General features: G+C 66.7%; 24 protein-coding genes and 1 riboswitch. Of the genes, 13 read left to right on the top strand and 11 right to left on the bottom strand.

What is annotated here, in order from left to right:
* Positions 1-5: 5 nt before the first annotated feature.
* From lptF to WG901_RS13665, 4 genes are all read right to left on the bottom strand, one after another.
* Entirely contained in the window at positions 6-1208 is a 1203-nt protein-coding gene (gene lptF / locus WG901_RS13680) for an LPS export ABC transporter permease LptF (RefSeq protein WP_339587625.1), read from the bottom strand.
* Positions 1209-1381: 173 nt separating this feature from the next.
* Positions 1382-1780, bottom strand: coding sequence for an ATP-dependent Clp protease adapter ClpS (gene clpS / locus WG901_RS13675; RefSeq protein WP_339587624.1), 399 nt, complete (start codon positions 1778-1780; stop codon positions 1382-1384).
* A 134-nt stretch (positions 1781-1914) separates the two neighbouring features.
* Positions 1915-2832, bottom strand: a complete 918-nt coding sequence (locus tag WG901_RS13670) for a phasin family protein (protein ID WP_339587623.1) — start codon at positions 2830-2832, stop codon at positions 1915-1917.
* A 151-nt stretch (positions 2833-2983) separates the two neighbouring features.
* The gene (locus tag WG901_RS13665; protein ID WP_339587622.1) at positions 2984-4852 is read right to left on the bottom strand and encodes a PHA/PHB synthase family protein; all 1869 of its coding nucleotides are present in this window, start codon (positions 4850-4852) and stop codon (positions 2984-2986) included.
* A gap of 178 nt (positions 4853-5030) precedes the next feature.
* Here WG901_RS13665 and WG901_RS13660 point away from each other — a divergent pair, with 178 nt between their 5' ends.
* The 3 genes from WG901_RS13660 (at position 5031) to WG901_RS13650 (ending at position 7903) form a co-directional block, all read left to right on the top strand.
* Positions 5031-6230: an LL-diaminopimelate aminotransferase gene (locus tag WG901_RS13660; protein ID WP_339587621.1), complete on the top strand. Its 1200-nt coding sequence runs from the start codon at positions 5031-5033 to the stop codon at positions 6228-6230.
* Between the two features lie 333 nt (positions 6231-6563).
* On the top strand, positions 6564-7094 hold the full coding sequence (locus WG901_RS13655) for a winged helix-turn-helix domain-containing protein (protein ID WP_339587620.1): 531 nt from the start codon (positions 6564-6566) through the stop codon (positions 7092-7094).
* Positions 7091-7903: a crotonase/enoyl-CoA hydratase family protein gene (locus tag WG901_RS13650; protein ID WP_339587619.1), complete on the top strand. Its 813-nt coding sequence runs from the start codon at positions 7091-7093 to the stop codon at positions 7901-7903. The genes WG901_RS13655 and WG901_RS13650 overlap by 4 nt, the downstream gene beginning before the upstream one ends.
* A 3-nt stretch (positions 7904-7906) precedes the next feature.
* On the opposite strand, the gene WG901_RS13645 is transcribed toward WG901_RS13650, so the two are convergent.
* Positions 7907-8203, bottom strand: a complete 297-nt coding sequence (locus tag WG901_RS13645; RefSeq protein ID WP_339587618.1) for a hypothetical protein — start codon at positions 8201-8203, stop codon at positions 7907-7909.
* Between the two features lie 59 nt (positions 8204-8262).
* Here WG901_RS13645 and WG901_RS13640 point away from each other — a divergent pair, with 59 nt between their 5' ends.
* Positions 8263-8988, top strand: a complete 726-nt coding sequence (locus WG901_RS13640) for a dienelactone hydrolase family protein (protein ID WP_339587617.1) — start codon at positions 8263-8265, stop codon at positions 8986-8988.
* Between the two features lie 99 nt (positions 8989-9087).
* Positions 9088-9310: riboswitch (cobalamin riboswitch) on the top strand.
* 178 nt (positions 9311-9488) lie between these two features.
* A complete protein-coding gene (locus WG901_RS13635) occupies positions 9489-11417 on the top strand; it encodes a TonB-dependent receptor (RefSeq protein ID WP_339587616.1) in 1929 nt (642 codons plus the stop codon).
* Positions 11418-11451: 34 nt separating this feature from the next.
* Here the strand turns inward: WG901_RS13635 and WG901_RS13630 are convergent, their stop codons facing one another.
* Complete coding sequence (locus WG901_RS13630; RefSeq protein WP_339587615.1) at positions 11452-13041, bottom strand: PAS domain-containing sensor histidine kinase; 1590 nt, start codon at positions 13039-13041, stop codon at positions 11452-11454.
* Between WG901_RS13630 and WG901_RS13625 the strand changes: the two genes are divergently transcribed.
* Positions 13024-13542, top strand: coding sequence for a response regulator (locus tag WG901_RS13625; RefSeq protein ID WP_339587614.1), 519 nt, complete (start codon positions 13024-13026; stop codon positions 13540-13542). The genes WG901_RS13630 and WG901_RS13625 overlap by 18 nt on opposite strands.
* Here the strand turns inward: WG901_RS13625 and WG901_RS13620 are convergent.
* On the bottom strand, positions 13539-14063 hold the full coding sequence (locus WG901_RS13620; protein ID WP_339587613.1) for a DUF2141 domain-containing protein: 525 nt from the start codon (positions 14061-14063) through the stop codon (positions 13539-13541). The two genes, WG901_RS13625 and WG901_RS13620, sit on opposite strands and share 4 nt — an antisense overlap.
* A 3-nt stretch (positions 14064-14066) precedes the next feature.
* A complete protein-coding gene (locus WG901_RS13615; RefSeq protein WP_339587612.1) occupies positions 14067-14867 on the bottom strand; it encodes a glycosyltransferase family 2 protein in 801 nt (266 codons plus the stop codon).
* Between the two features lie 133 nt (positions 14868-15000).
* On the opposite strand from WG901_RS13615, the gene WG901_RS13610 reads away from it, so the two are divergent.
* Genes WG901_RS13610 through WG901_RS13600 form a run of 3 tightly spaced genes read left to right on the top strand, consistent with a single transcriptional unit; the run spans position 15001 to position 17841 of the window.
* A complete protein-coding gene (locus tag WG901_RS13610; protein ID WP_339587611.1) occupies positions 15001-15933 on the top strand; it encodes a hypothetical protein in 933 nt (310 codons plus the stop codon).
* Positions 15930-17084 carry a glycosyltransferase gene (locus WG901_RS13605; RefSeq protein ID WP_339587610.1) on the top strand — a complete coding sequence of 385 codons (1155 nt, stop codon included), beginning with the start codon at positions 15930-15932 and terminating at the stop codon, positions 17082-17084. The genes WG901_RS13610 and WG901_RS13605 overlap by 4 nt, the downstream gene beginning before the upstream one ends.
* 25 nt (positions 17085-17109) lie before the next feature.
* Complete coding sequence (locus WG901_RS13600) at positions 17110-17841, top strand: lysophospholipid acyltransferase family protein (protein WP_339587609.1); 732 nt, start codon at positions 17110-17112, stop codon at positions 17839-17841.
* Here WG901_RS13600 and WG901_RS13595 read toward each other — a convergent pair.
* Both WG901_RS13595 and WG901_RS13590 read right to left on the bottom strand, forming a co-directional pair.
* Positions 17811-18611, bottom strand: a complete 801-nt coding sequence (locus tag WG901_RS13595) for a GNAT family N-acetyltransferase (protein ID WP_339587608.1) — start codon at positions 18609-18611, stop codon at positions 17811-17813. The genes WG901_RS13600 and WG901_RS13595 overlap by 31 nt on opposite strands.
* A gap of 63 nt (positions 18612-18674) precedes the next feature.
* Entirely contained in the window at positions 18675-19730 is a 1056-nt protein-coding gene (locus WG901_RS13590) for a tyrosine-protein phosphatase (RefSeq protein WP_339587607.1), read from the bottom strand.
* Between the two features lie 202 nt (positions 19731-19932).
* On the opposite strand from WG901_RS13590, the gene WG901_RS13585 reads away from it, so the two are divergent.
* From WG901_RS13585 to WG901_RS13570, 4 genes are all read left to right on the top strand, one after another.
* On the top strand, positions 19933-21453 hold the full coding sequence (locus WG901_RS13585; RefSeq protein WP_339587606.1) for a CYTH and CHAD domain-containing protein: 1521 nt from the start codon (positions 19933-19935) through the stop codon (positions 21451-21453).
* A 108-nt stretch (positions 21454-21561) separates the two neighbouring features.
* Positions 21562-23112 (top strand): class I adenylate-forming enzyme family protein, encoded by a 1551-nt coding sequence (locus WG901_RS13580; protein WP_339587605.1) that lies wholly within the window; start codon positions 21562-21564, stop codon positions 23110-23112.
* A gap of 2 nt (positions 23113-23114) precedes the next feature.
* Positions 23115-23990: a MaoC/PaaZ C-terminal domain-containing protein gene (locus tag WG901_RS13575; protein ID WP_339587604.1), complete on the top strand. Its 876-nt coding sequence runs from the start codon at positions 23115-23117 to the stop codon at positions 23988-23990.
* Between the two features lie 213 nt (positions 23991-24203).
* Positions 24204-25535 carry a 50S ribosomal protein L11 methyltransferase gene (locus WG901_RS13570; protein ID WP_339587603.1) on the top strand — a complete coding sequence of 444 codons (1332 nt, stop codon included), beginning with the start codon at positions 24204-24206 and terminating at the stop codon, positions 25533-25535.
* Positions 25536-25550: 15 nt separating this feature from the next.
* Here WG901_RS13570 and WG901_RS13565 read toward each other — a convergent pair whose 3' ends face one another.
* The gene (locus WG901_RS13565) at positions 25551-26225 is read right to left on the bottom strand and encodes a GntR family transcriptional regulator (protein WP_339587602.1); all 675 of its coding nucleotides are present in this window, start codon (positions 26223-26225) and stop codon (positions 25551-25553) included.
* Between the last annotated feature and the right edge of the window lie 113 nt (positions 26226-26338).

Here is a 26338-nt window from a genome sequence, read left to right as displayed (position 1 = left end):
CCCGCCTAGGTCGTTTGCCGTTGCCGGCGCTTGATGAGCGCCTGCACACGCTTGACCAGCTTCTGCGATCCGGTCTCGAGCCAGCCGATCGCCTGACCGCCGGGCACATAAGCGACGCGCCAGTACATCCACACGATCAGCGCGGAAAAGATCACGAAAGGCCCCCACAGCGCGAGCGTCGGGTCGATCCTCCCGAGCGAGGCGACGTTCTGCCCGTACTCGTTGATCTTGTGGTAGACCGTCACCATCACCACCGAGACGAACATGCCGAGCGCCGAGCTCGACCGCTTGGGCGGGATCGCCAGCGCGAGACCCAGCAGCGGCACGAGCAGCATCATCACGACCTCGACCATGCGGTAGTTGAAGCTCGCCTGGCTCTTGATGCGGATGTCCTCGGGTAGGCTGTCGTTCCAGCCGATCTTGAGCAACTCGGGCAGGATATATTCGCGATCCTTCTCGCCGCGCGCCCGGAACTGCTCGATCGCCGGCAGGTCGATGGGCAGGTCGTGCCGCGTGAAGCTCAGCACGCGCGGCGTCTCGCCCGGCACTTCCTGGACGATCTGACCTTGGACCAGGCGCAGGATGATCGTGTCGGGCCGGCCCTGGAGCGCGAGGAAGCGCCCCTCGCGGGCCGAGATCGACAGGACCTGCCCCTTGTCGTCGGCCAGGCGCGCGAAGATGCCGATGAGTTGGCGTCCATCGTCGCGGCTCTGCTCGATGCGCAGCGCCATCTTGTCCTGCAAGGTGGTGAACTCGCCCACCTTGATCGCCGCGCCGAGCGCGCCCGAGCGCAGCTCGAACTGGAGCTGCTCGTAATAGTAGCGCGACAGCGGCTGGAGATAGCCGACATTGGCGAAGTTCAGCGCCACGAGGACCAGCGCCATGATGTAAGGCACACGCAGCAGCCGCGTATAGCTGAGGCCGACCGCGCGCATGACGTCGAGCTCGCTCGAGGTCGCGAGCTTGCGGAAAGCGAAGAGCACGCCGAGCATCAGCCCCAGCGGGATCGCCAGGCTCGCGTACTCGGGCAGCATGTTCGCCAGCATCTTGAACACGACACCCACGGGTCCGCCTTCAGCCGCGACGAAGTCGAACAGCTTGAGCATCTTGTCGAGCATCAGCAGCGAAGCCGCGATCGCGAAGACCGCGAGCATCGGCATCAGCGTCAGCTTGAAGATGTAACGGTCAATGGCGGTGAAGAATTTCACGTGTGTGGCGATTCCATCGGCTCAGGCGAAACCCCTATCGTCGCCGAGCGATGGGCGGAAGCGGTTTCGCACGTGGAATGCCGTACCATCGCGCCAAAACGCGCGAGGTGTGCCTTTGGTGCCAATACCTTACGCCCGAGCGGCCACGACGTGCGGCGTTCCGAACGGCCCGGTCAGGCCTTTTCGAGCGTGCACTGCAGCGGGTGCTGGTTCTGCCGGGCGAAATCCATCACCTGATTCACCTTGGTTTCGGCGATTTCGTAAGGAAAAATGCCGCAGACGCCGACACCCTTCTGGTGGACGTGGAGCATGACGCGCGTCGCCTGCTCGAGATCCATGTTGAAGAAGCGCTTGAGGCACATCACGACGAATTCCATCGGCGTGTAGTCGTCGTTGAGCATCAGCACCTTGAACTGGCTCGGCTTCTTGGGCTTGGCGCGGGTTTTGGTGGCGACACCGAGCTGGTCCTGACCACCGGCGTCACCGCCGCCGCCTTCACCCGCATCGTCGCCATCGCCGGCGCGCACGCGCAGCGACCAGAGGGAATCAATCGAGCCGAAATCGTGATGCATCGCACGAGAATATCGCAAGCCGGGGGCAAACGACAACCCATCGCAGGTGGTAAACGCAAAACGGACCGGCCGGCCTTGCGCCGCCCGGTCCGTTTTTTGCGTCGAACCGCGCCGTGGCGCGCGGCTCGGAACGATCAGGCGGCCTTCTTCAGCTTCTCGACCGCGAGGGTCACGCGGCCACCGATCGGCGCGAAAGCTTCGTTGGTGAGCTTGGCCACGGCCTCACCGGTCTTGGTGCTGTAGGCAATAGCCGTGTCGAAGTTGCGACGCAGCAGTTCGGTCTGCAGCTTGAACAGGTCGGTCGGCGACTTAATCGCGGCGAAGGCCTTCACGTCGGCGGTCGCGGTCTCGAAAGCGGTCTTGCTGTCGGCGACGAAGCCGTTGCCGAGTTCTTGCAGGCCCGAGGCCAGGATCTTGCCCGATTCGACGAAGGCTTCGACATTGCCCTTGGCGAATTCGCTATATTCGCTGGCGGCAGCGCTGGTCTTGGCGAAGGCGTCCTTGGCTTTTTCCTGAGCGCCGTTGACGGCGTCCTTGATCGAGGCGGTCACGTCCATGGGAATTTCCTTGAGTTGGGCGAGGAAAGGAATGCTCGGAGCGGAACCCGCCGCAGCGGGCTTGGCGATCTTTGGAGCAGGCTTGGCTGCTGGCCGAGCCTTCGCGACCACGGCCTTGGCGGGCTTCGCCGCGGCGCGCTTGGCAGACGGCTTCGGCGCGGGCTTGGTGGCCGATTTGGTCGCCTTGATGACCTTAGTCGCCGGTGCGCGCAGGCGCGGCACTTTCGGCTTGAGCTCAACCGGCGTGGCCGGCTCGGCCTTCGCTTGCGGTTTGACCGGCAGCGTCAGCGCGTCGGCCGGGGCGGCATCGGCGGGCTTGCGGTCCCGCTTGGGCTTGGCCGGAAACTCGACCGGCGCGACGCTTTCGACGGCGACGCTCTCGGTGGCTGGGCTTTCGGCTATTGGCGCAACGATCTTGTCGCCAACAGCCTCGGACGCGGCCGCATAGGCCTTTTCAGCCGCGACTTCGGCTTTGGTCTCGTCTGTATCGGCCATGCGGTAGAATCCTCGGCTGACGCGACTGGAGGCCCGCACGGACGCGCGAACGCTCTGCTGCATTGCACAATAGACTCGGAAAACATCGGGTCAAGCCATTATTGTGCACTGCAACATAGCAGAAACATAATCGTCGCTAGCCCGACACGGCTCAGCGCGTCTTGACGTAGCGCCCCGGGGCATCCTCGATGACCTTGTCGCCGCGCGCGCCGGGCACGCGCTTTCCGGCCGCCTTGACCTCTCCCGAGTCCTGGCCCCGCAGCCAGCCGAGCCAGTGCGGCCACCACGATCCCTGATGCTGCTCGGCGCGCTCGATGAACTGTTCGAGCGTTTCGCCGGGCTTGTCGTTGGTCCAGAAGCCGTACTTCTTCGAGCTGGGCGGATTGACCACGCCCGCGATGTGGCCCGAGCCGGCAAGCAGGAAGATCCAGGGCCCCTTGAGCTGGCGCGTCAACTTCCAGACGCTTTCGGGCGGGGCGATGTGATCCTCGCGCCCCGCCTGGATATAAGCAGGCGTGGCGATCAGGCGCAGGTCGATCGGCGTGCCGTCGGCGCTCAGCGCATCGGGCTCGACCAGACGGTTGTCGCGGTAGAGATCGCGCAGATAGGTGCAGTGCCACTTGGCCGGCAGGTTGGTGACGTCGCCGTTCCAGTGAAGCAGGTCGAAGGCCGGATAGTCTTCGCCCATCAGGTAGTTCTTGGTGACGTAGGACCAGATCAGGTCGTTGCCGCGCAACAGGTTGAAGGTCGCCGCCATATAGCGGCCATCCAGGAAACCCTCAGGTGCGAGCGTAGCGATCGCATCGATCTGCTGGTCGTCGACGAAATGCTTGAGGTCTCCGGGGTCGGCGAAATCGACCTGGGCGGTGAAGAAAGTCGCGCTCTTGACCTTGTCGGCCTCACCGCGTCGCGCGAGCACGGCCAGGGTCGCGGCCAGGGTCGTGCCCGCGACGCAATAGCCGATGGCATGAGTGGACGGCACGTCAAGCCGGGTCCGCACGGTGTCGATCGCATCGATCTGCGCGCGGACGTAGTCGTCCCAGACGACATCGGCCATACTGGCATCGGCGGACTTCCACGAGACCATGAACACGGTCACACCCTGCTCGACCGCCCAGCGCACGAAGCTCTTCGCCGGGTTGAGGTCGAGGATGTAGAAGCGGTTGATCCACGGCGGGAAGATCACCAGCGGTGTTGCCAGCACCTTGTCGGTGGTCGGGGTGTATTGGATCAACTGGTAGAGCGGCGTTTCGTGGACGACCTTGCCCGGGGTCACCGCGATATTCTCGCCCAGCTTGAACGCCTCGGGATCGGTATGGGTGAGCTGCCCTCGGCTCAGATCGGCGAGCATGTGCTCGAGCCCTTTGGTCAGGCTCTCGCCTTGGGTCTCGATTGCGCGATCGAGCGCGATCGGGTTGGTCAGCGGGAAATTCGCCGGGCTCAGCGCATCCACGATCGCCCGCGTCAGGAAGCGGAGTTGCTGCTGCCTGGCCGGATCGAGCCCCTGGACGCCGTCGGCCGCCGCCTCCGCCTGTTCGGCGAAGAGCAGATAGGCCTGGTGGATCAGCGCGAAGAACGGCTGCTCGCGCCATTTGGGATCGGCGAAACGCCGGTCGCTGCGCGGCAGCTTCGCTTCGGCATCGGGACTGTCGTCATGCGTGGTCGGGCCGATACCGTACTGGCCGAGCACCGATTGCCAGAGCTGGAGGCTGTCGTCCCAGAGGCGCTTCTGGTTGTCGGCATCGGCAAGGGGCACCTGACGGTACCAGGATTCGAGCAGGCCGGTCAGCTTGGCGGGGTCGGCATAGTCGGCCGCGGCCCCGCTCTGGAACTGGCCCCACATCGCCTGCAGCGATTCGGCGACGTCCCCCCAGGCCGGAGTCGGGGCATCGCCGAGGCCCTTGGGCAGGACCGGCGCGAACATCTGGCCGAAGACCTGCGAGGCGGCCTCGGTCTGTGCCCGCAACATCTCGGTGAAGATGTCGGGCGCGCGCCCGTCCGAACGCGACTTGTCTGCCATGACTCAGGACTCCTTATTGGCATTCGCACCCCGCGGCATGTCCCACGGGAAACAATCGAGTCCTCTCCATCCGCTTTGCAGGATAGCCCGCCCAGAGCCATTTGCCAGCGCCCGTTTATCCGCCTAGAGCGATTTCCTGCGGCAATTCCGCCGCATGCAAACTGGATTGCCAGAAGTCATGGAAGACGAGTTCTACCGCATCAAGCGCCTGCCGCCCTACGTCATCGCCGAAGTGAATGACATGCGTGCAGCCGCCCGAGCGGCCGGACGCGACATCATCGACCTCGGCATGGGCAATCCCGACCTGCCGCCGCCTGCGCATATCGTCGACAAGCTGTGCGAAGTCGCGCAGAAGGCCGATGCGCACGGCTATTCGGCCTCGGCAGGCATCCCCGGCGTGCGCAAGGCGCAGGCCAATTACTACGGCCGCCGCTTCGGCGTCGAGCTCGATCCCAACACCGAGGTCGTGATGACCATGGGATCGAAGGAAGGCCTCGCCTCGATGGCGACGGCTATCACCGCACCCGGCGACGTCGTGCTCGCACCGAACCCGAGCTATCCGATCCACACCTTCGGCTTCATCATCGCCGGCGCGACGATCCGTTCGGTGCCAACGACGCCCGACGAGCGCTATTGGGAATCGCTCGACCGCGCGATGGCCTTCACCGTGCCGCGCCCGTCGATCCTGATCGTCAACTATCCGTCGAACCCGACCGCCGAGACGGTGGACCTTGCCTTCTACGAGCGCCTCGTCGCCTGGGCGAAGGAGAACAAGGTCTGGATCCTGTCCGACCTCGCCTATTCGGAGCTCTACTACGACGGCAACCCGACGGTTTCGATCCTGCAGGTGCCCGGCGCCAAGGACGTCGCGGTCGAGTTCACCTCGATGTCGAAGACCTTCTCGATGGCCGGCTGGCGCGTCGGCTTCGCCGTGGGCAATCCCAGGCTGATCGCCGCGCTCAAGCGCGTGAAGAGTTACCTCGATTATGGAGCTTTCACGCCGATCCAGGCGGCCACCTGCGCGGCGCTCAACGGGCCGCAGGACATCGTCGAGATGAACCGCAATCTCTACCAGAAGCGCCGCGACGTTATGGTCGAAGCCTTCGGCCGCGCCGGCTGGGACATCCCGCCGCCCAAGGCCTCGATGTTTGCCTGGGCGCCGCTGCCACCTGCGCTTAAAGATATGGGATCGTTGGAGTTTTCCAAGCAGCTCCTGACCCATGCCGAGGTCGCAGTGGCCCCCGGCGTCGGCTATGGCGAGGACGGCGAAGGCTTCGTGCGCATCGCCATGGTCGAGAACGAGCAGCGCCTTCGCCAGGCCGCGCGCAACATCAAGCGCTACCTGGCGAGCATGGGCGTGAACAGCTCCGCCGCCTGACACCCGCATCCCCGTCGGTATTGGCAACACCACCGACTTGCTGTGTTCTTCCCGAGCCTTGGCGCCGATTCGACGCGCCACGGTTCGGGATAGCAAAGAACATAAGGCCGATGGGGGCGTGGAGTGCGCCACTTTCACTGGTTGTGCGCAACCGAAATCCCGGCTGCCTGGGATCTGCGGCGCTGCGGCTGGCATCTGGTGCCGCCCGCACCGATTGCGGACGCGGGTGAGGCCGTCGCGCTCGCCGATATCGCGAGCCTGGACGAACACGCCTGGTCGCGATTGCATCGCGAGCAAGGCCAACCGCGACATGATCGCATAATCATGCTCGGCGTGGCCGATAGCGACGAGCGCGCGCGGCTGATCGGTCTGGGTTTCGGTGACGTGCTCGACGAAGCGCCGGGCCTGAGCGAGATCGCGGCGCGGGCACTGCGGCTCGCCGAACAGGCACAGTCGCTGCCGCGTCGACGCGCGATCGGCCCCTTGCGGCTGGACCTGCTCGCGCGGGACGGCACGATCGCCGGGAGGCCGCTGGCGCTCCACCCGCGCGAATTCGCGCTGCTCTGGCGGCTGGCCGATACGCCGGGCGTGCCCGTGGCCAAGCCGACCTTGCTGCGCGAGGTCTGGCGACTGTTCCACATACCCGACACCAACAGCCTCGCCGTCCATATCTTCCGCCTGCGCGCCAAGCTGGCGGCGGTCGGACTCGGCGGGCTGGTGCGGACGGCGCCGGCTGGCGGCTATATGCTGGTGCCGCCACCAGGCGAATCGCCGGCTCTACCGATGGCCATTGCCGATCGGCGCTGGCATGATCTCATCGTCGGCACCCCGGATGGGATTGCGATCGGAGACCAGCGTCCATGACCCACCCCTTGCCCACCAGCGACCGCGTCGGCGCCACCATCGACGCGGATGGCGTAGCCCGCGTGACGCTGACGCGCGGCGACAAGCTCAACGCGCTCGATCCGGCGATGTTCGATGCGCTGATCGCGGTGGGGCAGGCGCTGTTCGACCTGCCCGGGCTGCGCTCCGTCGTGCTCTCGGGCGAAGGCAAGGCCTTCAGCGCAGGACTCGATCTCGCGACCTTCGAGGAAGCGCTCGGCGGTGCGGCGGCACCGCTGACCCAGCGTACGCACGGCAATGCCAACCGCTTTCAGCAGGCGGCGCTGGTCTGGCGCAAGCTGCCCGTGCCGGTGATCGCCGCGGTTCACGGCGTCTGCTTCGGCGGCGCCCTGCAGATCGCCAGCGGCGCCGACATCCGCGTCGTGGCGCCCGAAGCGCGGCTGGCGGTGCTCGAAATGAAGTGGGGGATCGTGCCCGACATGGGCGGCTTCGCGCTGTGGCGCGGCTGCGTGCGCGACGACGTGCTGCGCAAGCTGACCTACACCAACCGGGAGTTCTCGGGCGAGGAGGCGCTGGCTTTCGGTTTCGCCACGGTGGTCGATGCCAATCCGGTGGCGCGCGCCATGGCGCTGGCGCAGGATATCGCACAGCGCAGCCCGAATGCGGTGCGCGCCGCGAAATCGTTGTTCAATCGCAGTACGGAGCTTTCGCTCGACGACATTCTGGCCGCCGAAAGCTTCGAGCAGCAGCGGCTGCTCGGCACGCGCAACCAGATCGAGGCGATGATGAGCCAGACCGAGAAGCGGCCGGCGAATTTCGTCGATCCCTGAGGCTCAGCGCACCGGGATCTTGATCATAACCGGCAGCAGTTCCTTTGGCTGCGAGGCGCCGTGCGAACCGAACAGCACACTGGCCGCGGTGAACAAGGTCAGCGCGACCACGCCCCAGTGCAGCGTCTCCGCCTTGCGGACCGGCGTTGCGACTGCCGTCGGCTTGCGCAGACGCGGGACCGGCGTCGGCTCCTCCATCAGCCACGGCGGCGTCTCATCGGCCGCGACCGGCGACTTCACCGCGTTCGCGGGGGTGATGATTCCGGGCTGGGGAAGCGGGAGTGCTTTGGCGGTTTCCATGGGCTTTTAGCTAGGCTTACATGGTAAACGAAATCTTACCGCGAAGGGGAAATGGCGACGTGAACGAAGTTGAGATCGTGATCTGCGAGCATGAAACTCTGGCCCTGCGCGGCGAGCTGGCAACGCCCTCAGGCCCGGGCCCGCATCCCGCCGTGCTGGTCGTGCACAACGCCTTCGGCCTCGGCACGCACATGCGCCAGGTTATCCAGGACCTCGCCGCCGAAGGCTATGTCGCGCTCGCGGTCGATATGTACGGCGACGGCGCCTACAGCGAGGACGAGAGCGTCGTCGGCGGCCTCGTCGCGCCGCTCTGGGGCAATTCCGAACGCCTGCGCGCACGCATGGGCGCCTGGCACGATGTGCTCAAGGCACGACCCGAGGTGGCCCCGGATCGGATCGCCGCGCTCGGCTATTGCTTCGGCGGCATGTGCGTGCTCGAATTCGCACGCGGCGGCGGCGATGTTCGTGCGGTGGTCAGCTACCATGGCATCCTCACCACGGCCGCACCGGCAGCCAAGGGCGTGGTCACGGCCCATGTCGCGGTCCACACCGGCGGGCGCGATCCGCACGTACCGGCGGCCGACGTCGCCGCACTGCGCGCCGAACTTATCGACGCCGAAGCCGACTGGCAGATCGCCGAATATGCCCATGCCTACCACGCCTTTACCGATCCTGCGGCCGACGACCCGAAGAACGGCCGCGCCTACGATGCGTTGGCGGACCGGCTGTCCTGGGCCTCGACCTTGGCGCTGCTCGACCTGAAGCTGCGCGGCGCGGAAGTGTAACCCATTTCCCGCACCTGTGCCGATAATGCCGCGGCGCAACGGGCGCGCGGTTGGCACGCTCGGCTAGGCGGCCTAAGCCGCGCACCGACCGCGGGAAACCGCGGCGAAGATCGCGCCGGTGCCCCGCGAGGGGCTTAATTCGGGAACACGGTAAGGCAGAGACATCTGCCCAAGCCGAGGCTGTCCCTGCAACTGTGAGCGGATAGCGCGATGCACGAGGCTCCTCTGGAGCCGCCACTGGGCGCCGATCGCGTGCCTGGGAAGGTCGTGCATCGTGCCGTGACCCGCGAGCCAGGAGACCGGCCGGCGCATGGTCGCTCTTGCCTTGGCCCAGGGATCGGCCACGGCACGGTTCTCCGTCTGAGCGACGACCAAGCGGCGGGGCCGCTGTGGTGCGCCGGAGGTGGGTCGATTGCGCCAGCCCCGTCCGGCGCGTCGGTCGAGGGCATCAACGCCCCGGCAGCCCCCGCCCTCGTTGCCCGGCGCGGAGGGACAAGACCATGAAGACCGCCTATACCTCGCTGCTGGCGCTGGCCGTAGCCACGCCCGCTTTCGCGAGCTCGAACCCGAGCCAGCCCGCCACCAACGCCGCGGGCGAGACGATCGTCGTCACCGCCTCGCGCTCGAACGCGGGTATTGCCGCCGACCGGCTCGGCGCCTCGGTGACGGTGCTCGACGCTGCGGCGATCGAAGCGCGCCAGACGCGCGTGGTTTCCGACGTGCTGCGCGACGTGCCCGGCGTCGCCGTCAGCCGCGCGATCGGCGGCCTCACCCAGATCCGCCTGCGCGGCAGCGAAGCCAATCACGCGCTCGTGCTGATCGACGGCATCGAGGCCAGCGATCCGTTCAACGGCGAATTCGACTTCAACGGCCTGATCGCCGACCAGGCCGTGCGCATCGAAGTGCTGCGCGGCCAGCAAAGCTCGCTCTACGGCTCCGACGCGATCGGCGGCGTGGTCCACTATCTGACCCTGAGCGGCGCCGAGGCCCCGGGCTTCACCGCGCGCGCCGAGGGCGGCTCGTTCAACACCTTCGACGGCGCCGCGCGCTTCGCCGGTGCGACCGACCAGCTCGATTACGTCGTCTCGGGCGGCTACTACCGCACCGACGGCACCCCCGTGGCCCGCAACGGCACGCGCGACGTCGGCTCGGAGACCGCCGGCGTCAACGCCAAGCTGGCTTGGACGCCGAGCGAGAGCTTCAAGCTGACCGGGGTCGCCCGCTACTCGTGGAACGACTACGACGTCGCCAACACCGAGCAGAACCCGGCGAGCCCGTTGTTCGGCTTCATCGTCGACAGCCCCGGGGTGCGCGCCACCAAGGAGAGCCTCTACGGCCTGCTGCGCGCCGAGCTGACCGGGCTCGACGGCCGCTGGGTCAATGCCCTTACCGGCCAGTACGCCGACGTCACACGCAAGGGCTATACCGGTGCGCTGCGCGACACCGGCAGCAATGGCCGCCGCTACAAGGGCTCGTTCGAATCCAGTCTGCGGTTCGGGGACGAGGTCGTCGTCCACAAGCTGACCGGCGCGCTCGATCTCGAGCGCGAGGAGTTCCAGAACACCACGCCCGGCGGCTTCGCCTTCACCGGCCGGCGCAACACGACCAATCTGGGCCTGGTCGGCCAGTACGAACTGAGCATCGACGAGAAGGCCACCTTCGGCGCTTCGGTCCGCCAGGACTGGAACAACCGCTTCGCCGATTCCACCACCTGGCGCGTCCAGGGATCCTACACCCTGCCAACCGATACGCGCGTTCACGCCGCCTATGGCACGGGCGTCAAGAACCCCGGCTATTTCGAACTCTACGGCTTCGTCGACGGCCAGTACATCGGCAACCCGAACCTGCGCCCCGAGAAGTCCGAAGGCTGGGAAGCCGGGCTCGAGCAGCGCTTCGGCGAGATCGCGACGATCGGCGCGACCTGGTTCGACAACCGGCTCAAGGGCGAGATCTTCACGACCTTCCCCGCGCCGACCTTCATCGCCACCCCGGCCAACCGCACGACCAAGTCGCGCCAGCGCGGCGTCGAAGTCGCCCTGTCAGCCCGGCCCGTGCCGCAGTGGCGGATCGACGCGGCCTATACCTGGCTCGACGCCGACGAGAACGGCGCGGTTGAAGTGCGCCGCGCCAAGCACATCGCCAGCTTCAACTCGACCTGGACCACCGCCGACGAGCGCCTCTCGGGCACGCTGACCGTGCGTTACAACGGCCGCCAGCAGGACGTCGCCTTCACCGACCCGAGCTTCGTGCCGGTCAACGTGACGCTCAAGGACTACGTCCTCGTCAACCTCAACGCCGAGTATCGGCTGACAGGCGCCATCACATTGTTCGGCCGCGTCGAGAACCTGTTCGACGAGGACTACGAAGAGGTGTTCAGCTATGCCACGCCGGGCGCGAGCGCCTATGGCGGGGTCCGCGTGAAGTTCTGATCCGATGATGAGCCCTCCCCCTCCGGGGAGGGCTTCAGACCACCAGATCGAGTGTGAGCAGCAGCCCCTCGGATCGGTAGTCGAAAGCGACATGGCCGTCGCTGCCATGGAGGGCGGCGGCGATCATGCGCGAGCCGAAGCCGCGGTGGGTCGGCGTCGTGACCGGCGGACCGCCACTCTCGCGCCATTCGAGACGCAAGGTTGGCCGCTCGGTCTCGGCCAGACGCCAGGCGATCGAGACCCGGCCGTGCTCGGCCGACAGCGCGCCGTACTTGACCGCATTGGTGCCAAGCTCGTGCAGCACCATCGTCAGCAACAATGCCTTGTTGGCCGAAAGCCGCACCTCGGGTCCCTCGACCGAGACGCGTGGCGTGCCCTTGATCGAGAAAGCGGCGAGCGAGCGCTGCACCAACGCGGCGATATCGATCTCCTGCCAGTCGCTGAGCGTCAGCAGGTCGTGCGCGCCCGACAGCGCATGCAGCCGGCTGATGAACGCATCTTTCTCGGACGGCGGCGTGGTCTTGAGCGTCTGCGAGGCCAGCGCCTGGATCGTCGCGAGCGTGTTCTTCACGCGGTGCTTGACCTCGTGCAGCAGCAGTTCGCGCGCGTCCTCCGCCGCTTTGCGGTTGGCGATCTCGGCCTGGGCTGCACTGTGCAGCCGGGCGTTGTCGATCGCGACGGCGGACTGCGAGGCGATCGCAGCGATCAGCGATTCGGTTTCGGGCGCGAAGCGATCGGGCTCGGCATGTCCGAAGAACAGGCCGCCGATCACCGCACCCGACGACGAAACCACTGGCACCGCGAGATAGGAGACCACGGGCAGATGACCGGTAGGCATACCCTTGTGCGGCGTGTTCAGGCCGTAGCGCGGATCCTGGCGGATGTCGGCCGAGCGAACGATGCCTTCGCCGAGAAAGGTCGGCGCGAAGATCGCGGTGTTGCGCGGCATGCCGAACCGATCGAAAGCATCGCGCGGGGCGCCCGACAGCGCGTAGAGCACGTAGCTTTCGCCATCGGCGTCGAGCACGTTGTAGAAGAAGGCGCCGAACTGCGCGCCGCTCAGCGCGGTTGCCTCGTCGGTCACGGCCTGAACGATGCGCTCGAGATCGAGATCCTGCGAGATGATCCGCGACACCCGGTTCAGCGCTTCGAGCCGCTCGGTCTGCCGCTCGAGCAGCGCGTCGGCCTGTTTCTTCTGCGTGATGTCGCGCGCGATCTTCGAGGCGCCGACGATCGAGCCGTCGGACCGCCGGATCGGCGAGATCGTCAACGAGATGTCGATCTGCCGGCCCGACTTGTGCAGGCGCTTCGTCTCGAAATGCTCGACCCTTTCACCGCGGCGCAGGCGCTCGATGATGTCGGTTTCCTCGCTGCGCCGATCGTCGGGGATCAGCGTCAACACCGAATGGCCGATAATCTCCTCGGGCCGGTAGCCGAACAGACGTTCGGCTGCGCCGTTCCAACTCGTTATGGTTCCGTCGAGCAGCTTCGAGATGATCGCATCGTCAGAACTTTCGACGATCGCGGCGAGGCGCAGCGCAGCCTCCAGCGAGGATTCGAGTCTGGCATCGACCACGCCCGCATCGTTACCCACGTCTGCGCCGCCGTGCGACAAATCGTTCATCCGCGACCCCCATGCGCATTTTGGTTTGCGCGCCGGATCGGGAACGATCAAGCGCTCAAATGGTTTCCTATTGAATACAAGATATCAGATACGGAATTCAGGGCGGAAGGGCCGGGGGCACAGGTGACGGGACTCGCGAACCGGACGGTTCTGATAGTCGAAGACGAATGGCTTGTCCGGATGGAGCTCGTCGCGGCTTTTGAGGACGAGCATTGCATCATCGTGGAGGCTGCTTCGGCCGAAGATGCCTGCGACGCGCTGCGGGCGAGCCGTGGTAGCGGTGGGCGGGTCGATCTGCTCGTTACCGACATCCGCCTCACCGGACTTCTGACCGGCTGGGACCTCGCAGCCAAAGCGCGCGATATCGATGCCGGTATCGGCGTGATCTATGTCTCCGCCAATCCCCCCGCACCCGGCCGTGACGTCAGCGACAGCGTGTTCATCGACAAGCCGGCGCTGGTCGACCAGGTCGTCGTCGCTGCTCGCCGCTTGCTGGGCTAGCGCAGCGGTGCAAAGCCGAAGCCGCGCAGATACTGCATCGTCGCGCGCGCCTGGGCCACGCCCTGGCCGATCTGCACCGTGGCATTGGCCAGGCGCGGCTTGCCGCGGCCAAGGTTCGGCTGATTGCCCGTCGCCGTGACCCCGTCGGTGAAGGGGCTGAATTTGCGATTGGAATCGCGATCGTGGACCACCGCCACCGCATAGGCGCCGGGGCGCGGCGCACGGATGCAGAGCACCGGATTGGGCTGGCGCGGCACGGGCACTTCGATGCGCTTGAACACCTTGCCCGCAACGACCAGATCCTTGTCGTCCGCCAGGTAATCCTGCTGGTTCGCCGGATAGAGCTCGAGCCGCAGCATGCCCCGCGTGTCCTTGAGCCCGAGAACTTCGACGCGCAGCGCGGGTCCCGGTTCGTTCGCCCGGCAATCGGCATCCTGCCTGCCGCGCTGCTCGTAAGGCGGGACGGGACCCGCCGCCGTCAGCAACACGGCCGCCGCCGCGAGAACTATCGTTTTCCGCATTCGTCACTCACTCGTCGATTGCCAAGGCTGGGCGCGTAGCACGGTATCGCCCAGACCGCGCGCGGCAAAGCGCGGCGCCAGAACCTTGTGGAACAACCGGTCCTGCCAGCGGAACGGCGTGACGTGGTAGAGCAACCGCTCGCCCAGCGTCCAGCGCACGCCACCGCGGTCCCGGCGACGGTCCGAAGGCACGCACCACAGCTCCCGATCGTAAGCTTGCGAGCCCTGCCGTAGCACGCGGTTCATCAGCTCGTGATCCTTGAGGACATAGGGCCAGAGCCGGAAGTCGTAGCCGCCGGCGCGACGCAGAGCGTCGAGGCGGAAGCTCTGGCAGGCGCCGCTCGTGTGGTTCTGCCAGGGCAACAGCCGCGCCGCGAGGACCTTGTGACAGATGGCGAGCCATGACCGCCAGCCACGCTCTGCCGGCGGGTTGCAGGCCGCCACTGCCACGCAGCCGGGTCCATACCGGTCGAACAGCCCGGCCGCGCGTGCGAGGTACTGTGGCGGGTACCAAGTGTCGGCATCGCAGATCGCGATCAGTTCACTGCGCCCCTCGGCGATGCCTCGGCTCAGCGCATGAACCTGACCGGGCTGAGGCTCATCGAGGAATTCGGCGTCCAGTCCGTGCTCGACCACGAGCGCGCGCGCCGCCGCGATGCAGCCGTCGGTCGAGCCGTTGTCGACCACGATCAGCCGAAACGGCACGGTCTGCGCGGCCAGCGACAACAGGGTACGCGGCAGGAAATCGCGCTCGTTGAACACGGGGATGACCACCGACCAGCGCGGCTCCGAGCCTTCGTCCATGCCGTGCGAACTAGGTCGATCAGATGACGCCGCGATGACCGGCTGCATAACAAAACCGTCATCGCAATTGCATCGGGCTGTAACACCTGAGGTGCAGGAGCGGGCCTCGCGTGCAGTCGAAGGGCCGTGATCCATGTACAAAGACAGCTTCGCTTCGGGCGAGCTGACGGCAGGCCCGGACATGAAACTGCATAGGGCCGATGGCATCGGCAACAGCCGCCTGGCGGCCTGGTTCAGCGCTCTCGTCTCGCTCGCGCTTCTCGTCGCTGTCGCCGCACAGCTTCGCGACATGGACCTGCGCCACGTCGTCGCGATGATCCCGACGAGCCCGCTGTTCTGGACGGTGTTCGCGGCCTGGTATCTGGCCGGTCCGGTCAGCGAATGGATCATCTACCGCCGGCTCTGGCACATCCCCGTCACCGGCATCGGCGCGCTCATGCGTAAGATGGTCTCCAACGAACTGCTGCTCGGCTATCTCGGCGAGGCGCAGTTCTACGCCTGGGTGCGTGCGCGCCAGCAGTTGGCCGCGGCGCCCTTCGGCGCGATCAAGGACGTGACGATCCTCTCGGCGCTGACGGGCAACGTCACCACCCTGATCATGCTGGCGGTCGCCTGGCCGCTGGTTTTCTCGGGCAAGATCGGCCTGGGCATGCAATCGACATTCGTCTCGCTCGGCGTGGTGCTGATCAGTTCCTTCGTGATCCTGCTGTTCCGCCAGAAGCTGTTCACCCTGCCCGGCCGCGAGCTGCGCTTCATCGCGGCGCTGCACCTCGCCCGCATCGCGACGAAGACCGGGCTCGGCGCGCTGCTCTGGTATCTGGTGTTGCCGCAGGTCGCGGTGTCGCTGTGGCTTGTTCTGTCGACCTTGCGTCTGCTCGTCTCGCGGCTGCCGCTGGTCCCTAACAAGGAGGTGGTCTTCGCCGGGATCTCGGTGGTCCTGCTCGGCCACCACGAGCAGGTTGCAGCGCTGCTGGCGATGATGGGTGGGCTCGTTCTTGCCAGTCACCTGATCGTCGGGGCCAGTTTCGCCAGCGCCGACCTCGTCGAATCCTGGAGACGGCGTTGAGAATCGTCGACGTCTGCGCCTTCTATTCGCCGCAGGGCGGCGGGGTGCGGACCTATGTCGAGCAGAAGCTCAAGATCGGCCCCGAGCTGGGCCACGAGATCGTCGTGCTGGCCCCCGGCGACGACCATGCCGTGATCGAGCACGGCCCGGCCGCCCGGATAGTCACGATTCCCTCGCCGCGCCTCGCCTTCGATCGCAAGTATTGGTACTTCGGCGACGAGCCCGCGCTGCACGCCGCGCTCGACGCGCTCGATCCCGATTTCGTTGAGGTCGGCTCGCCCTGGCGCAGCCCGTCTTATGTCGCGCGCTGGCAAGGGAATGCTCCCCGCGCGCTGGTGATGCACAACGATCCGTTCTCGGTCTATGCCTACCGCTGGCTCGAGCCCTGGCTGCGCCGCGAGACGATCGACCGCCGGATCGACTTCCTCTGGCAGCACATGCGCAAACTCGGCCGCGACTACGACCGCGTCGTCTGCGCCAGCCGCGAACTGCGCGCGCGCCTCGCACGCGGCGGCGTCGCGGGCACGGCGCTGCACCCGATGGGCATCGACACCACGCTGTTCGGCCCGCAGCGCCGCGACCCCGAGGTCCGGCGCCAACTGCTCGCGCTCTGCGACCTGCCCGAGGACGCGCATCTGCTCATCGGCGTCGGCCGCTATGGCGCGGAGAAGCGCTGGCCGGTGGCGATCGACGCGGTGATGCGCGCGGGTCTGACCCGGCCGATCGGCCTCGTGCTGATCGGCGAGGGCGGCGCGGCCAAGCGCCTGACCAAACACATCGCCGGCAATCCGCACATCCACCTGCTCGCGCCCGAGCGCAACCGCTTGCGCTTCGCGACGATCCTCGCGAGTGCCGATGCGCTGATCCATGCGAGCACGTCGGAAACCTTCGGCATGGCCCCGGCCGAAGCGCGCGCCTGCGGCGTACCCGTCATCGTCCCCGACGAAGGCGGCGCGGCCGATCATGCTGCCGACGGCGCCGGCCTGACCTACCGCGCGGGCGACGCCCTGGCCGCGGCCGAAGCGATCCTGGCGCTGCTCGACCAGTCGCGACCGCTTCGCACGCCGCATGCACGCTCGATGCGTGACCATTTTACCGCGCTTTTTGCCGACTACGAGCGCATCCGCGAAGGCGAGCGCCGCGTTGCCTGACCGGGCGCTACGCCAGGCGCGCGCGATGGCGGCCGTTGTTGCGCTGCTGCTCCTCGCGCTCCCGTGGATCTGCCTGCCGCGCCACTCGCGACTGCACCGCGCGCTGCCGGCGCTGGGCTGGAAGCTGCTGCTCGCCGGCTTCGGCATCCGCCTGCGCTGCCACGGCACGCCCGCGGCGCCATGCTCAGCCCTGACCGTCGCCAACCACGTCTCCTGGACCGACATCGTCGTGCTGGGCCGGCTGCTAGACGCGGGGTTCGTCGCCAAGTCCGAAATCGCCGACTGGCCGATCATCGGCGTGCTGACGCGGCGCTACGGCTGCGCTTTCATCGCCCGCGACAGCCGCGCCGCGGCGCATCGGCTGGCGCGCGCCATGGACGCCTATCCGGCCGGGCGCGGCCTCGTACTCTTCGCCGAGGGCACGACCGGGCTCGGCGATACCGTGCTGCCGTTTCACAGCGGTCTGTTCGCGGCAAACGCGCGCTGGCCGCAGGTACAACCGGTGACGATCGTCTATCGCTGCGCCGACGGCACGCCCCTGTCTCCGGCCGGGCGGCGCGCCGTGGCCTGGGTCGGCGACGACGCGCTGTTGCCGCATGCGCTGGCACTCGCCGGCGCCGGCGGGGTCACGGTCGAGGTCTGGTTCGAGGAGAGCTTCGCGCCGCAAAACCGCAAGCACGCCGCGCAGGAAAGCCATCGGCTTATCGCCGCGCGGCTGGCCGAAAATCAGGCGGCAGCGCTGAACCGTGCGGCGTAGCGCTCGGCGATCGCCTCGACCGGCATCACCACGCAGACGTCGATCGTGTTGAAGGCCTGGTCGACATAGGCACCCTCGCCGAACTTGGCGCCGACGCGCATATAGCCTTTCACCAGCGGCGGCAGTTCGATCAGCGCGCGGCGTTCGTCGTAGGAGCCTGGCGACAGGCGATCCATCGCCACGCCCTTGCCCGGCAGGACCGAGGGCCGGCACTCGGCAGGCGCTAGGTGCTTGTGATGCAGATAAGATAGCGCTGCGGCGTGGGCATCGACATCGGTGCCCGCAAATGAGGCGCAGCCGAACATCAGCGCGATCTCGTGGCGCGCGATGTAATCCGCGATCCCGCGCCAGAGCAGCGAGATCGTGCCGCTGGTGCGATAGGGCGGCAGCACGCAAGACCGCTCGAGCTCGAGCAGTTCGCCCGAGCCGCCGATCCGCGCAAGCGGAGCGAGATCGAACTCGCCCGCCGAATAGAAACCGAAGCTTCGCTTGGCGACGCTTTCGCGCAGCAGGCGATAGGTACCGACCACCTGTTCGCCCGCGGGCGCATCCTCGTCGATCACCAGCAGATGGTCGCAGAGCGGATCGTAGACGTCGGCGTCGAGATGTTCGGGCCGCTGAGACGCGGCTTCGGCCGCCGCATCAGCCCCCATCTCGGCATAGAAGACCCGCCATCGGAGCCGCTGAACAGCGTTCAGCTCCCGCTCGTCCTGCACGAGACGCAGCGACAACCGACGCTGGCCTACGATCGACTGCAAACTCTGCTGCATCCGAGCTTGCTAGCAGCCCGCTGTGACAAGCCCTTTTCAATCCGATTATGCTTCGATGACGGTTTATTCGAGATAGGTGGCGCGCAAGGCGGCGAGATCGGCCGGTGTCACGCCGATCTCCTTCTCGAGATAGGTCTCGACCGAGCCGTATTTGGCTTCGATCGCCGCAAAGGAGCCGAGCAGCAGCGACTTGCCCTGCGCGTCGTAGAGCGGCGTGGGCTTGCGATCGCCGGCGGCGGCGCCGCGCGCGAAGACCTGCGCGACCGGATCGCCGGGATGGGCGGCGAGATCGATCGGCGGCATTTCCCAACGCGGCTGACGATAGCTGGTCGAGAGGTGATAGTCGGCGACGATCGTCTCGCGCGGCACGCCGAGCGCCGAGAGCACCATCGCCGTCGTGAAGCCCGTGCGGTCCTGTCCCGCCGAGCAATTGTAGGCGACAGGCCCCTCGTGGCGCTTGAGCAGGTCGAAGACGATGCGCAGTTGCGGGGTCAGCATCTCGGGCAGGTTCGCATAGATACTGCCCGAGGGACCCTGCGCGCTCATTCGCAGGATCTCCTGCATCGAATAGCCGACCGCGGCATAGCGCACGCCCTCGATCTTGGTCGGCGCGAGCACGCGCTCCTCGCTCGAGCGCAGGTCGACCATGTCGGCGAGGCCCAGCGTCTTGACGCGCGCGAGATCGCCCGGGGTCAGCATGGCGGTGGCGCCCGAGCGGTAGATCGAGCCCCAGCGAACGTGTTTGCCGCCGGCGGCCTGGTAGCCGCCGATGTCGCGGAAGTTCGAACCCTGATCGAGCGGCACCAGCCGCTCGGCGACCTCGACGAGGCTGCCGTCAACCTTGTTGCGGACGAGAAAATAGGGCCGCGCGGCCGGATCGACCGTGACGTCCTGCTTTCCGTCGCGATCCCCGGCCGAGACCAGCTTGGCGGCGGCGGGATTCGTGACCGCATGGTCTGCCCAGAACAGATCGACCGGGCCCTTGGCGGTCCAGCTCACGGTCACCCTGTCGGGCGCCACGCGCGCCACTGCGACCTGATCGGGCCGCGCGAAGGCGGGTGCGGCCGATGCGAGCAGCAGGCTCGCGGCGAGGGCGGCAATGGCACGGGACGGATTCATGGCTCTACTCTCCGCGAGGACTCTGCCGCGCAGAATGGACGGCGCGCAAGTCATTACGATGAAGCCTTTCGCATCATTGTTACATTTTCGTGACAACATGGGTTATCTGTAGGGCGGGACCGCGGCCGCCTCTTAAGGCCTGCGCGGGACAATCGGGTCACCACTGCGGCCGTGTCATCGGCCAGATAAGGTGCGAATTCACATGGCCGAAGGCCAGGAAACCGAACTCAAGCTGGCGGCTTCTCCGGCGATGCTGGCGCAACTGCGCGAGCATCCGCTGCTCGCCGGCAAGGACACGGCGCTGACCCTGGTCACGCGCTATTTCGACACCCCCGACGCGATCCTGCATCGGCACGGCGCCACGCTGCGACTGCGCGACGACGGGACCAAGTCCGAGCAGACCTTCAAGAGCACCGCCGGCAGCGACAGCAGCCTGCGGCGCGGCGAGTGGAACGCGCCGGCGACGGGTGAAGCGCCCGATCCGCAGACCTTGCCCGCGGCGGCGCGCAAGCTGCTCGAGCCCTTGCTGGTCGATGCCCGGTTGCGACCGCTGGCGACCACGCGGATCGAGCGGATCACGCGGCGACTGAAATTCGGCACCTCGACGATCGAAGCCGCGTTCGATTCGGGCACGGTCGAAGCAGGTCGGCGCAGCGAGCCCGTGTGCGAACTCGAGCTCGAGCTGGTCGATGGCGAGGCGGCCGATCTCTTCGCGCTGGCCCGGCAACTGCCGCTCGGTCCCGAACTCGCCTGGTCGACCGAAAGCAAGGGCGAGCGCGGCCATGCACTGGCGCTCAAGCTACCTTTCACGGCCGCGCGCGCGGGCGAGGTGGCGCTGACGCCCGCTATGACCGTGGCCGAGGGCTTCCAGGTGATCGCCTGGAACTGCCTGGCGCAGTTTCTCGGAAACTACCGCGAGGTGCTGGCCAGCGGCGATCCCGATGCCGTGCACCAGAGCCGCGTCGCGATCCGCCGCCTGCGCGCCGCCTTTAGCCTTTTCGGCGATCATGTCACCGACGAGCGCAGCGCCGCATTCCGTGCGGAGTGGAAAGCCGCGGGCGATGCGCTATCCCCTGCACGCGACATTCACGTGCTGGTCGAACGGATCGAGAGCGCGGCGCAGGACGCAAAGGACGATACGCTAGACCTGCTCAAGCACCTGCGCGCGCAGCGCAAGAAAGCAACGCGCGAGGCCCAGACCGCATTGTCGGATCCGGCACTCCAACAACTCCTGATCGGCTTCGCCGAATGGCTCGAACACGACCTGCCGAGCGCATCCGAGCCTTTGAGCGAATTCGCCGCACGCACGCTCGCGCGCCGCCGACGCAAGCTCGTCAAGCAGCCGGCTCTCGACAAGCTCTCCGATGAAACGCTCCACGAGCTACGGATTCAGGGCAAGAAACTGCGCTATGCCGCCGAATTCTTCGATGCCCTATATCCGGACAAAAAGAGCGCAAAGGAGCGCCGCGCTTTTGCCAAGGCTCTGGGCAAGCTGCAGGATTGCCTTGGCAGCGTTCACGACATTGCCGTCGCGCACGACCAGCGCGAGCATCTGTTCGCCGGAAAGGAGCCGATCGCCGCGGCCGGGCTCTCGGCCCAGCTCGCCGAACTGCTCGACAAACACGGGCCGGGCCGCAAGCGGCTGATCAAGTCGGCAAGCAAGGCGCTCGACCGGGTTGCCGAAGCGCCGGCCTGGTGGAAGTTTCCGATCATCGAACAATAATCCTCCATTTCGACACCCTCGCCCGATTGACGCGCGTCCCGCACCGGTTAGTGCTGCGCACAAGGATGGCGTCGAATCGCGATGCCGCGGCGAGAGGGACGAAAAACGGTGAGCACTGACAGCGACGTCTGGACCGATCCGCGCGCGGCGAAGACCTTCCCACAACTGATCCGTGCCGCTGCCGCGGCCTATGGCGACGATCCCGCGGTCACGCTGACCGGCGAGACCATTCCCGACGAGACGGCGAGCTTCAACGACCTCGATCGCCAGTCGGCAGGAATCGCCCGAGGCCTGATCGCGCGCGGCATCGGCAAAGGCGCGCGCGTCGGCTTCATCTACGGCAACGGCCCCGGCTTCGCGATCATGCTCGCGGCCGCGGCGCGCATCGGCGCCATTGCCATTCCAATCTCGACGATGATCCGCGCCAACGAACTGGTGCGCGTGCTGCGCCAGTCGGACGTCTCCGGCCTGATCGTCCAGCGCAAGTTCCTCAACACCGATTATGTCGAACGGCTCTGTGACGCCCTGCCCGAATTGCGCGAGAGCGGCCCAGCGCTGCGCTTGACCAAGGCACCCTATCTGCGCTGGTTGGCCTCGACCGGCGAAGGCCTGCCCGCCAGCTTCGGCCAGGTCGATGCCCTGACCGCCGAGGGCACCTCGGTCTCTGAGGACTTCCTGCGCGAGATCGAAAGCGAAGTGCACCCGACCGACCAGATGGTCGAGATCTACACCTCGGGCTCGATGGCTCTGCCCAAGGGTGTCAAGCACAACCACGGTCCGGCGCTGTTCCGCACGCATTACCTGCGCGGGATGATCGGTCCCGAGCGCGGCAAGGAATACAGCGCCTTCCTGCCGATGTTCTGGGTCGGCGGACTGATGATGTCGCTACTGCCCAACTGGGAAGTGGGCGCTGTCACCACCTGCACCGAACGCACGATGAGCAACAGCCGCATCGCCATGGGATCGACCCTGGCCGAAGACGACCTGGCAATGCTCAAGCACCAGAAGCCCCCGTTTTGGGGCTTGGGCATGAGCGAGACGCTCGGACCCTATTCCTACGGCGACGAAGTGCGCGCACCGGGCCGTCCGGTCTGCGCACCGATGGACCACTTCGCCGACGGCTACGACATCCGCATCGCCGACGAGAACGACCAGGAGGTCGGCGACGGCAACATTGGCGAGATGCAAGTGCGCGGCTATCCGCTGGCAAGTTCGCTGCACAAGGTCGAGCAGTCAGTCTACTACACCGCCGACGGCTATTACCACACGGGCGACATGTGCCTGCGCGACGGCAACCGCGTCCATTTCATCGGCCGCAACGGCGACATGATCAAGACCGCAGGCTCGAACGTCGCGCCGGCCGAAGTCGAGATGGAGATGCAGGCGCTCGACGGCGTGCACAACGCCTATGTCGTCGGTCTGCCTGATCCCGAGCGCGGCCAACTTCTGGTCGCCGCCGTGGTCCCGCGCGAAGAGGGCGTCGAACTCGATTTCGCCGAGATCGAGGGCAAGCTGCGCAAGCAGTTGTCGAGCTACAAGGTGCCGCGCGCCTACGTGCAGATCACGCGCGAGGAAGTGCCGCTGCTTCACTCGAACAAGGTCTCGCGCCGCGACGTCACTGCGCTGGTTGCCCAGCGCCTCGGTCGACCGGCAGCCTGATCGTGGCCGCCTGGAAGGAACTGGTCGGCAAGGAGGTCGCCGCCGGCACCTTCTCCTGGACCTCGGACCGCACCCTGCTCTACGCGATCGGCGTCGGCGCGGGGCTCAGCGATTCGCTCGAAGAGCTGCAGTTCACCACCGAGAACACCCGCGGCGTGGCGCAGCAGGTCGTGCCGACCTTCATGACGCAGATGGCCTCGGCCGGCGGCGGCTGGATCAAGCAGCTCGGCTTCCCCGCGCGCGAATGGGACGGCTATCCCGAAGGCCTGCTCCACGGCGAGCAATCGGTCACCTTGCACCGCTCGATCCCCGCAGCAGGCACGGTCAACGTCAAGCAGGTGCTCGTCGGCGTGTTCGACAAAGGCTCGGGCGCGCTCTGCGTCTCGGACACCCACGCCACCCTCGCCGACACCGGCGAGTCGCTGGGCACAAGCCGCATGGGCCTGTTCGTGCGTGGCCAGGGCGGCTTTGGCGGCCCACGCCAACCGGCCGACGCTCTGCCCTGGGAAAAGCTCGAGCACGAGCCCGATCTCACCGTCTCGCTGCCGCTCCCGATCGGCCAGTCGCTGATCTTCCGCTTGTCGGGTGACCGCAACCCGCACGGCACCGATCCGGCGATCGCCAGGGAGGACGGCTTCGACCGGCCGATCTTCTTCGGCCTCGGCACTTACGGCTTCGCCAGCCGCGCGATCCTCAAGGGGCTCTGCGACGGTAACGTCGACCGCTTCGGCGCCTTCGAGGGGCGCTTCTCGCAACCGGTCTTCCCCGGCGACCGGCTCGACACGCGGATCTGGCGGACCGAAGGCGGCGCGCAGTTCCAGACCCTCGCCAATGGCGAGCGCGTGGTCATCGACCGCGGGATTTTCCGCTACCGCTGAGCAACCCCGCCGCGCGGGCACTGTCGAGCGATCTCGCTTCCAAATCCGGAGCTGCCCAAGGCATGCCCGATCGGTTCTGCGCGCGGCATTTACACCTTGTAAACCATATCACTCAATAAAGCGGAAAGGGCGACCTAGCCTCGTTGCAAAGGCCTTTCGATGTTGAGCAATCAGAATGAAATCATCGTTGCGCGCAATCATCTGCGCGGTGCCATGAAACTCCAGGCCGACGGCGACCTGGCCGCTGCAGAAGCCCGTTATCGACTGGTGGTCGATCTCGGCTATCGCCTCACCGAAGTCCTGCCGATTCTCGCCGGTCTGCTCGCGCGGCGCGATGCGCTCGACGAGGCCGTCGAACAATGGGACGCGCTGCTCGCGATCGATGCCGATCATCCGGTGGCTCTCCACGAAAAGAGCCTCCTTCTCGACCGCCTGGGCCGATCCGACGAAGCCGTCGCCTGCCTCGAGCGATCGTGCCGGGCCGCGCCCGACGATGCGATCGCGGCGAACAACTACGCGGTTATGCTCGCGCGCGAGGGCCGGACGATGGATGCGCTCACCGAATGGCGACGCGCCCTGGCCGTGCAACCCGACAACATCCAGCTTCGCCACCAGATGCGCCGACTGTGCACCGAGCAGGTGCCCTTCTGGCACATTCCGATGATGAACGACACGCGCCGTAACGACGCCTTCGAGGCCGCCATCGAGGTCGCGATCGCCAGCCGCGGCCCCAATGCCCGCGTGCTCGATATCGGCACCGGCAGCGGCCTGCTGTCGATGATGGCCGCTAGAGCCGGCGCGGAGTCGGTCGTCGCATGCGAAGCGGTCCCGATCATCGCCGACATGGCGCGACAGATCGTCGCCGCGAATGGTTTTGCCGACAAGATTGACGTCTTCGCCAAGCCCTCGACCTATCTCGAAGTCGGGGTCGAGCTCGAGGCGCCCGCCGATATCCTCGTCTCGGAGATCCTCTCGAGTGACCTGCTGACCGAGGCCGTACTCGACACCTTCGAGGACGCGCATCGGCGCCTGCTCAAGGACGACGCCATCGTCATTCCGCGCGCGGCGAGCGCGATCGGATGCCTGGTCGAGAGCGACGTGCTCAAGGACTATGTCTTCGTCGACCAGGTATCGGGCTTCGATCTTTCGCGCTTCGGCGATTTCGCCGCGATGAAGCTGCCGATCCACGGCACGATGACCGACTGGCGGCGCCTGTCGGCCGACATCGAACTTGTTCGCGTCGACCTCACCCAAAAGCGCCACGAAAGCGATCTCCAGGTGCTCAGCGTCCCCGTGGTCGCAGACGGCGTCGCGACCGGGATCGTCCAGTGGATGCAGATCGATCTCGCCGAAGGCATTTCGTTCGACAACCATCCCGACGGCTATTCCGACGGCGGATGGCTGCAGATCCTCCACAATTTCCCACAACCGATCCAGGTTCGCGCGGGCGAAGTGCTCGATCTCGCAGTTGGTCACGATCGCATCACGCTGATCGTGCAGCCGGCACCGAAGGTCGCTCTGACGGCGGTCTCCCAGGCCGCCTGAGGAATAGCCTTCCGGTCAGGCCCCTTCCGCCTCGAGCGCTTCGCTGTGTTCGAGCAGGCCGATGTGCGTGCGGCGGATGTGCGCGGCGAGGATGCGCGGGGCGAGGTCGGTCTCGCGTCGCTGGATCGCGCCGAACAGCAGGTCCCGCTCGGCGCGCATGACCTCGAGCAGTTCGGCATTCTTCAGCACGACCACGGCATAGGCGCGGCGATAGTGGTGCGTCGTGTCCCAGAGCCGCTCGACGATCTGCGCGAGCAAGGGAACCTGGTGCCCCCGGAACGCGGTCCAGTGGAACGCGCGCGCGAGCGGCATGTAGTCGTCGGCGTCGGTCACCTTCTCCAGCCGCGCCTTGATCTCGGCCATGGCGCCAAAATCGGCCTCGACGAGGTTCGGGATCGATTCCGCGAGGAGCATCGGCTCGAGCATCTCGCGGATCTGGTAAGACAGCTCCATGTCGCGCAGACCGAGACTGGCGACGCGCGCGCCAGCATTGGCCTTGAGCGAGACGAGTCCGCGCGTTTCGAGAATGCGGAGCGCATCGCGCACGGGAATGCGGCTGAGATTGAGCTCGCTCGCCAATTCGTCCTGCTTGATGCGATCGCCCGGCTTCAACTGCCCGGTCAGGATGCGTTCGGCGACGACATCGGCGACGCGCTGGCTGGCAACGGGGGACTGCTCGGATCGCTTCATCTCGGCTCCGCTTTGGCGACGGTATCGTGACCTAGCCCGGTTTTCGAGCTTTGACCAATCATGATGCCGCCCCAGCTTGCCCCGCGCCGACGGCTCGCTCGCCCCCGCTCCAG

It is taken from the genome of Novosphingobium anseongense (assembly GCF_037482895.1).
Taxonomy (GTDB): Bacteria; Pseudomonadota; Alphaproteobacteria; order Sphingomonadales; family Sphingomonadaceae; genus Novosphingobium; species Novosphingobium anseongense.
Note: the sequence above shows the minus strand (reverse complement) of the source record. Positions and strands in the feature narration are given on the sequence as shown.

Bases quoted from the DNA above. Each gene is read 5' to 3' on its own strand.
- WG901_RS13645 (WP_339587618.1), bottom strand. From the start codon at position 8,203: ATGGAAACCGCCAAAGCACTCCCGCTTCCCCAGCCCGGAATCATCACC.
- WG901_RS13670 (WP_339587623.1), bottom strand. From the start codon at position 2,832: ATGGCCGATACAGACGAGACCAAAGCCGAAGTCGCGGCTGAAAAGGCC.
- WG901_RS13610 (WP_339587611.1), top strand. From the start codon at position 15,001: ATGTACAAAGACAGCTTCGCTTCGGGCGAGCTGACGGCAGGCCCGGAC.
- WG901_RS13565 (WP_339587602.1), bottom strand. From the start codon at position 26,225: ATGAAGCGATCCGAGCAGTCCCCCGTTGCCAGCCAGCGCGTCGCCGAT.
- WG901_RS13585 (WP_339587606.1), top strand. From the start codon at position 19,933: ATGGCCGAAGGCCAGGAAACCGAACTCAAGCTGGCGGCTTCTCCGGCG.
- WG901_RS13615 (WP_339587612.1), bottom strand. From the start codon at position 14,867: ATGGACGAAGGCTCGGAGCCGCGCTGGTCGGTGGTCATCCCCGTGTTC.
- WG901_RS13635 (WP_339587616.1), top strand. From the start codon at position 9,489: ATGAAGACCGCCTATACCTCGCTGCTGGCGCTGGCCGTAGCCACGCCC.
- WG901_RS13620 (WP_339587613.1), bottom strand. From the start codon at position 14,063: ATGCGGAAAACGATAGTTCTCGCGGCGGCGGCCGTGTTGCTGACGGCG.
- WG901_RS13650 (WP_339587619.1), top strand. From the start codon at position 7,091: ATGACCCACCCCTTGCCCACCAGCGACCGCGTCGGCGCCACCATCGAC.
- WG901_RS13570 (WP_339587603.1), top strand. From the start codon at position 24,204: ATGAAACTCCAGGCCGACGGCGACCTGGCCGCTGCAGAAGCCCGTTAT.
- WG901_RS13665 (WP_339587622.1), bottom strand. From the start codon at position 4,852: ATGGCAGACAAGTCGCGTTCGGACGGGCGCGCGCCCGACATCTTCACC.
- WG901_RS13660 (WP_339587621.1), top strand. From the start codon at position 5,031: ATGGAAGACGAGTTCTACCGCATCAAGCGCCTGCCGCCCTACGTCATC.
- WG901_RS13600 (WP_339587609.1), top strand. From the start codon at position 17,110: ATGGCGGCCGTTGTTGCGCTGCTGCTCCTCGCGCTCCCGTGGATCTGC.
- WG901_RS13630 (WP_339587615.1), bottom strand. From the start codon at position 13,041: ATGAACGATTTGTCGCACGGCGGCGCAGACGTGGGTAACGATGCGGGC.
- WG901_RS13595 (WP_339587608.1), bottom strand. From the start codon at position 18,611: ATGCAGCAGAGTTTGCAGTCGATCGTAGGCCAGCGTCGGTTGTCGCTG.
- WG901_RS13590 (WP_339587607.1), bottom strand. From the start codon at position 19,730: ATGAATCCGTCCCGTGCCATTGCCGCCCTCGCCGCGAGCCTGCTGCTC.
- clpS (WP_339587624.1), bottom strand. From the start codon at position 1,780: ATGCATCACGATTTCGGCTCGATTGATTCCCTCTGGTCGCTGCGCGTG.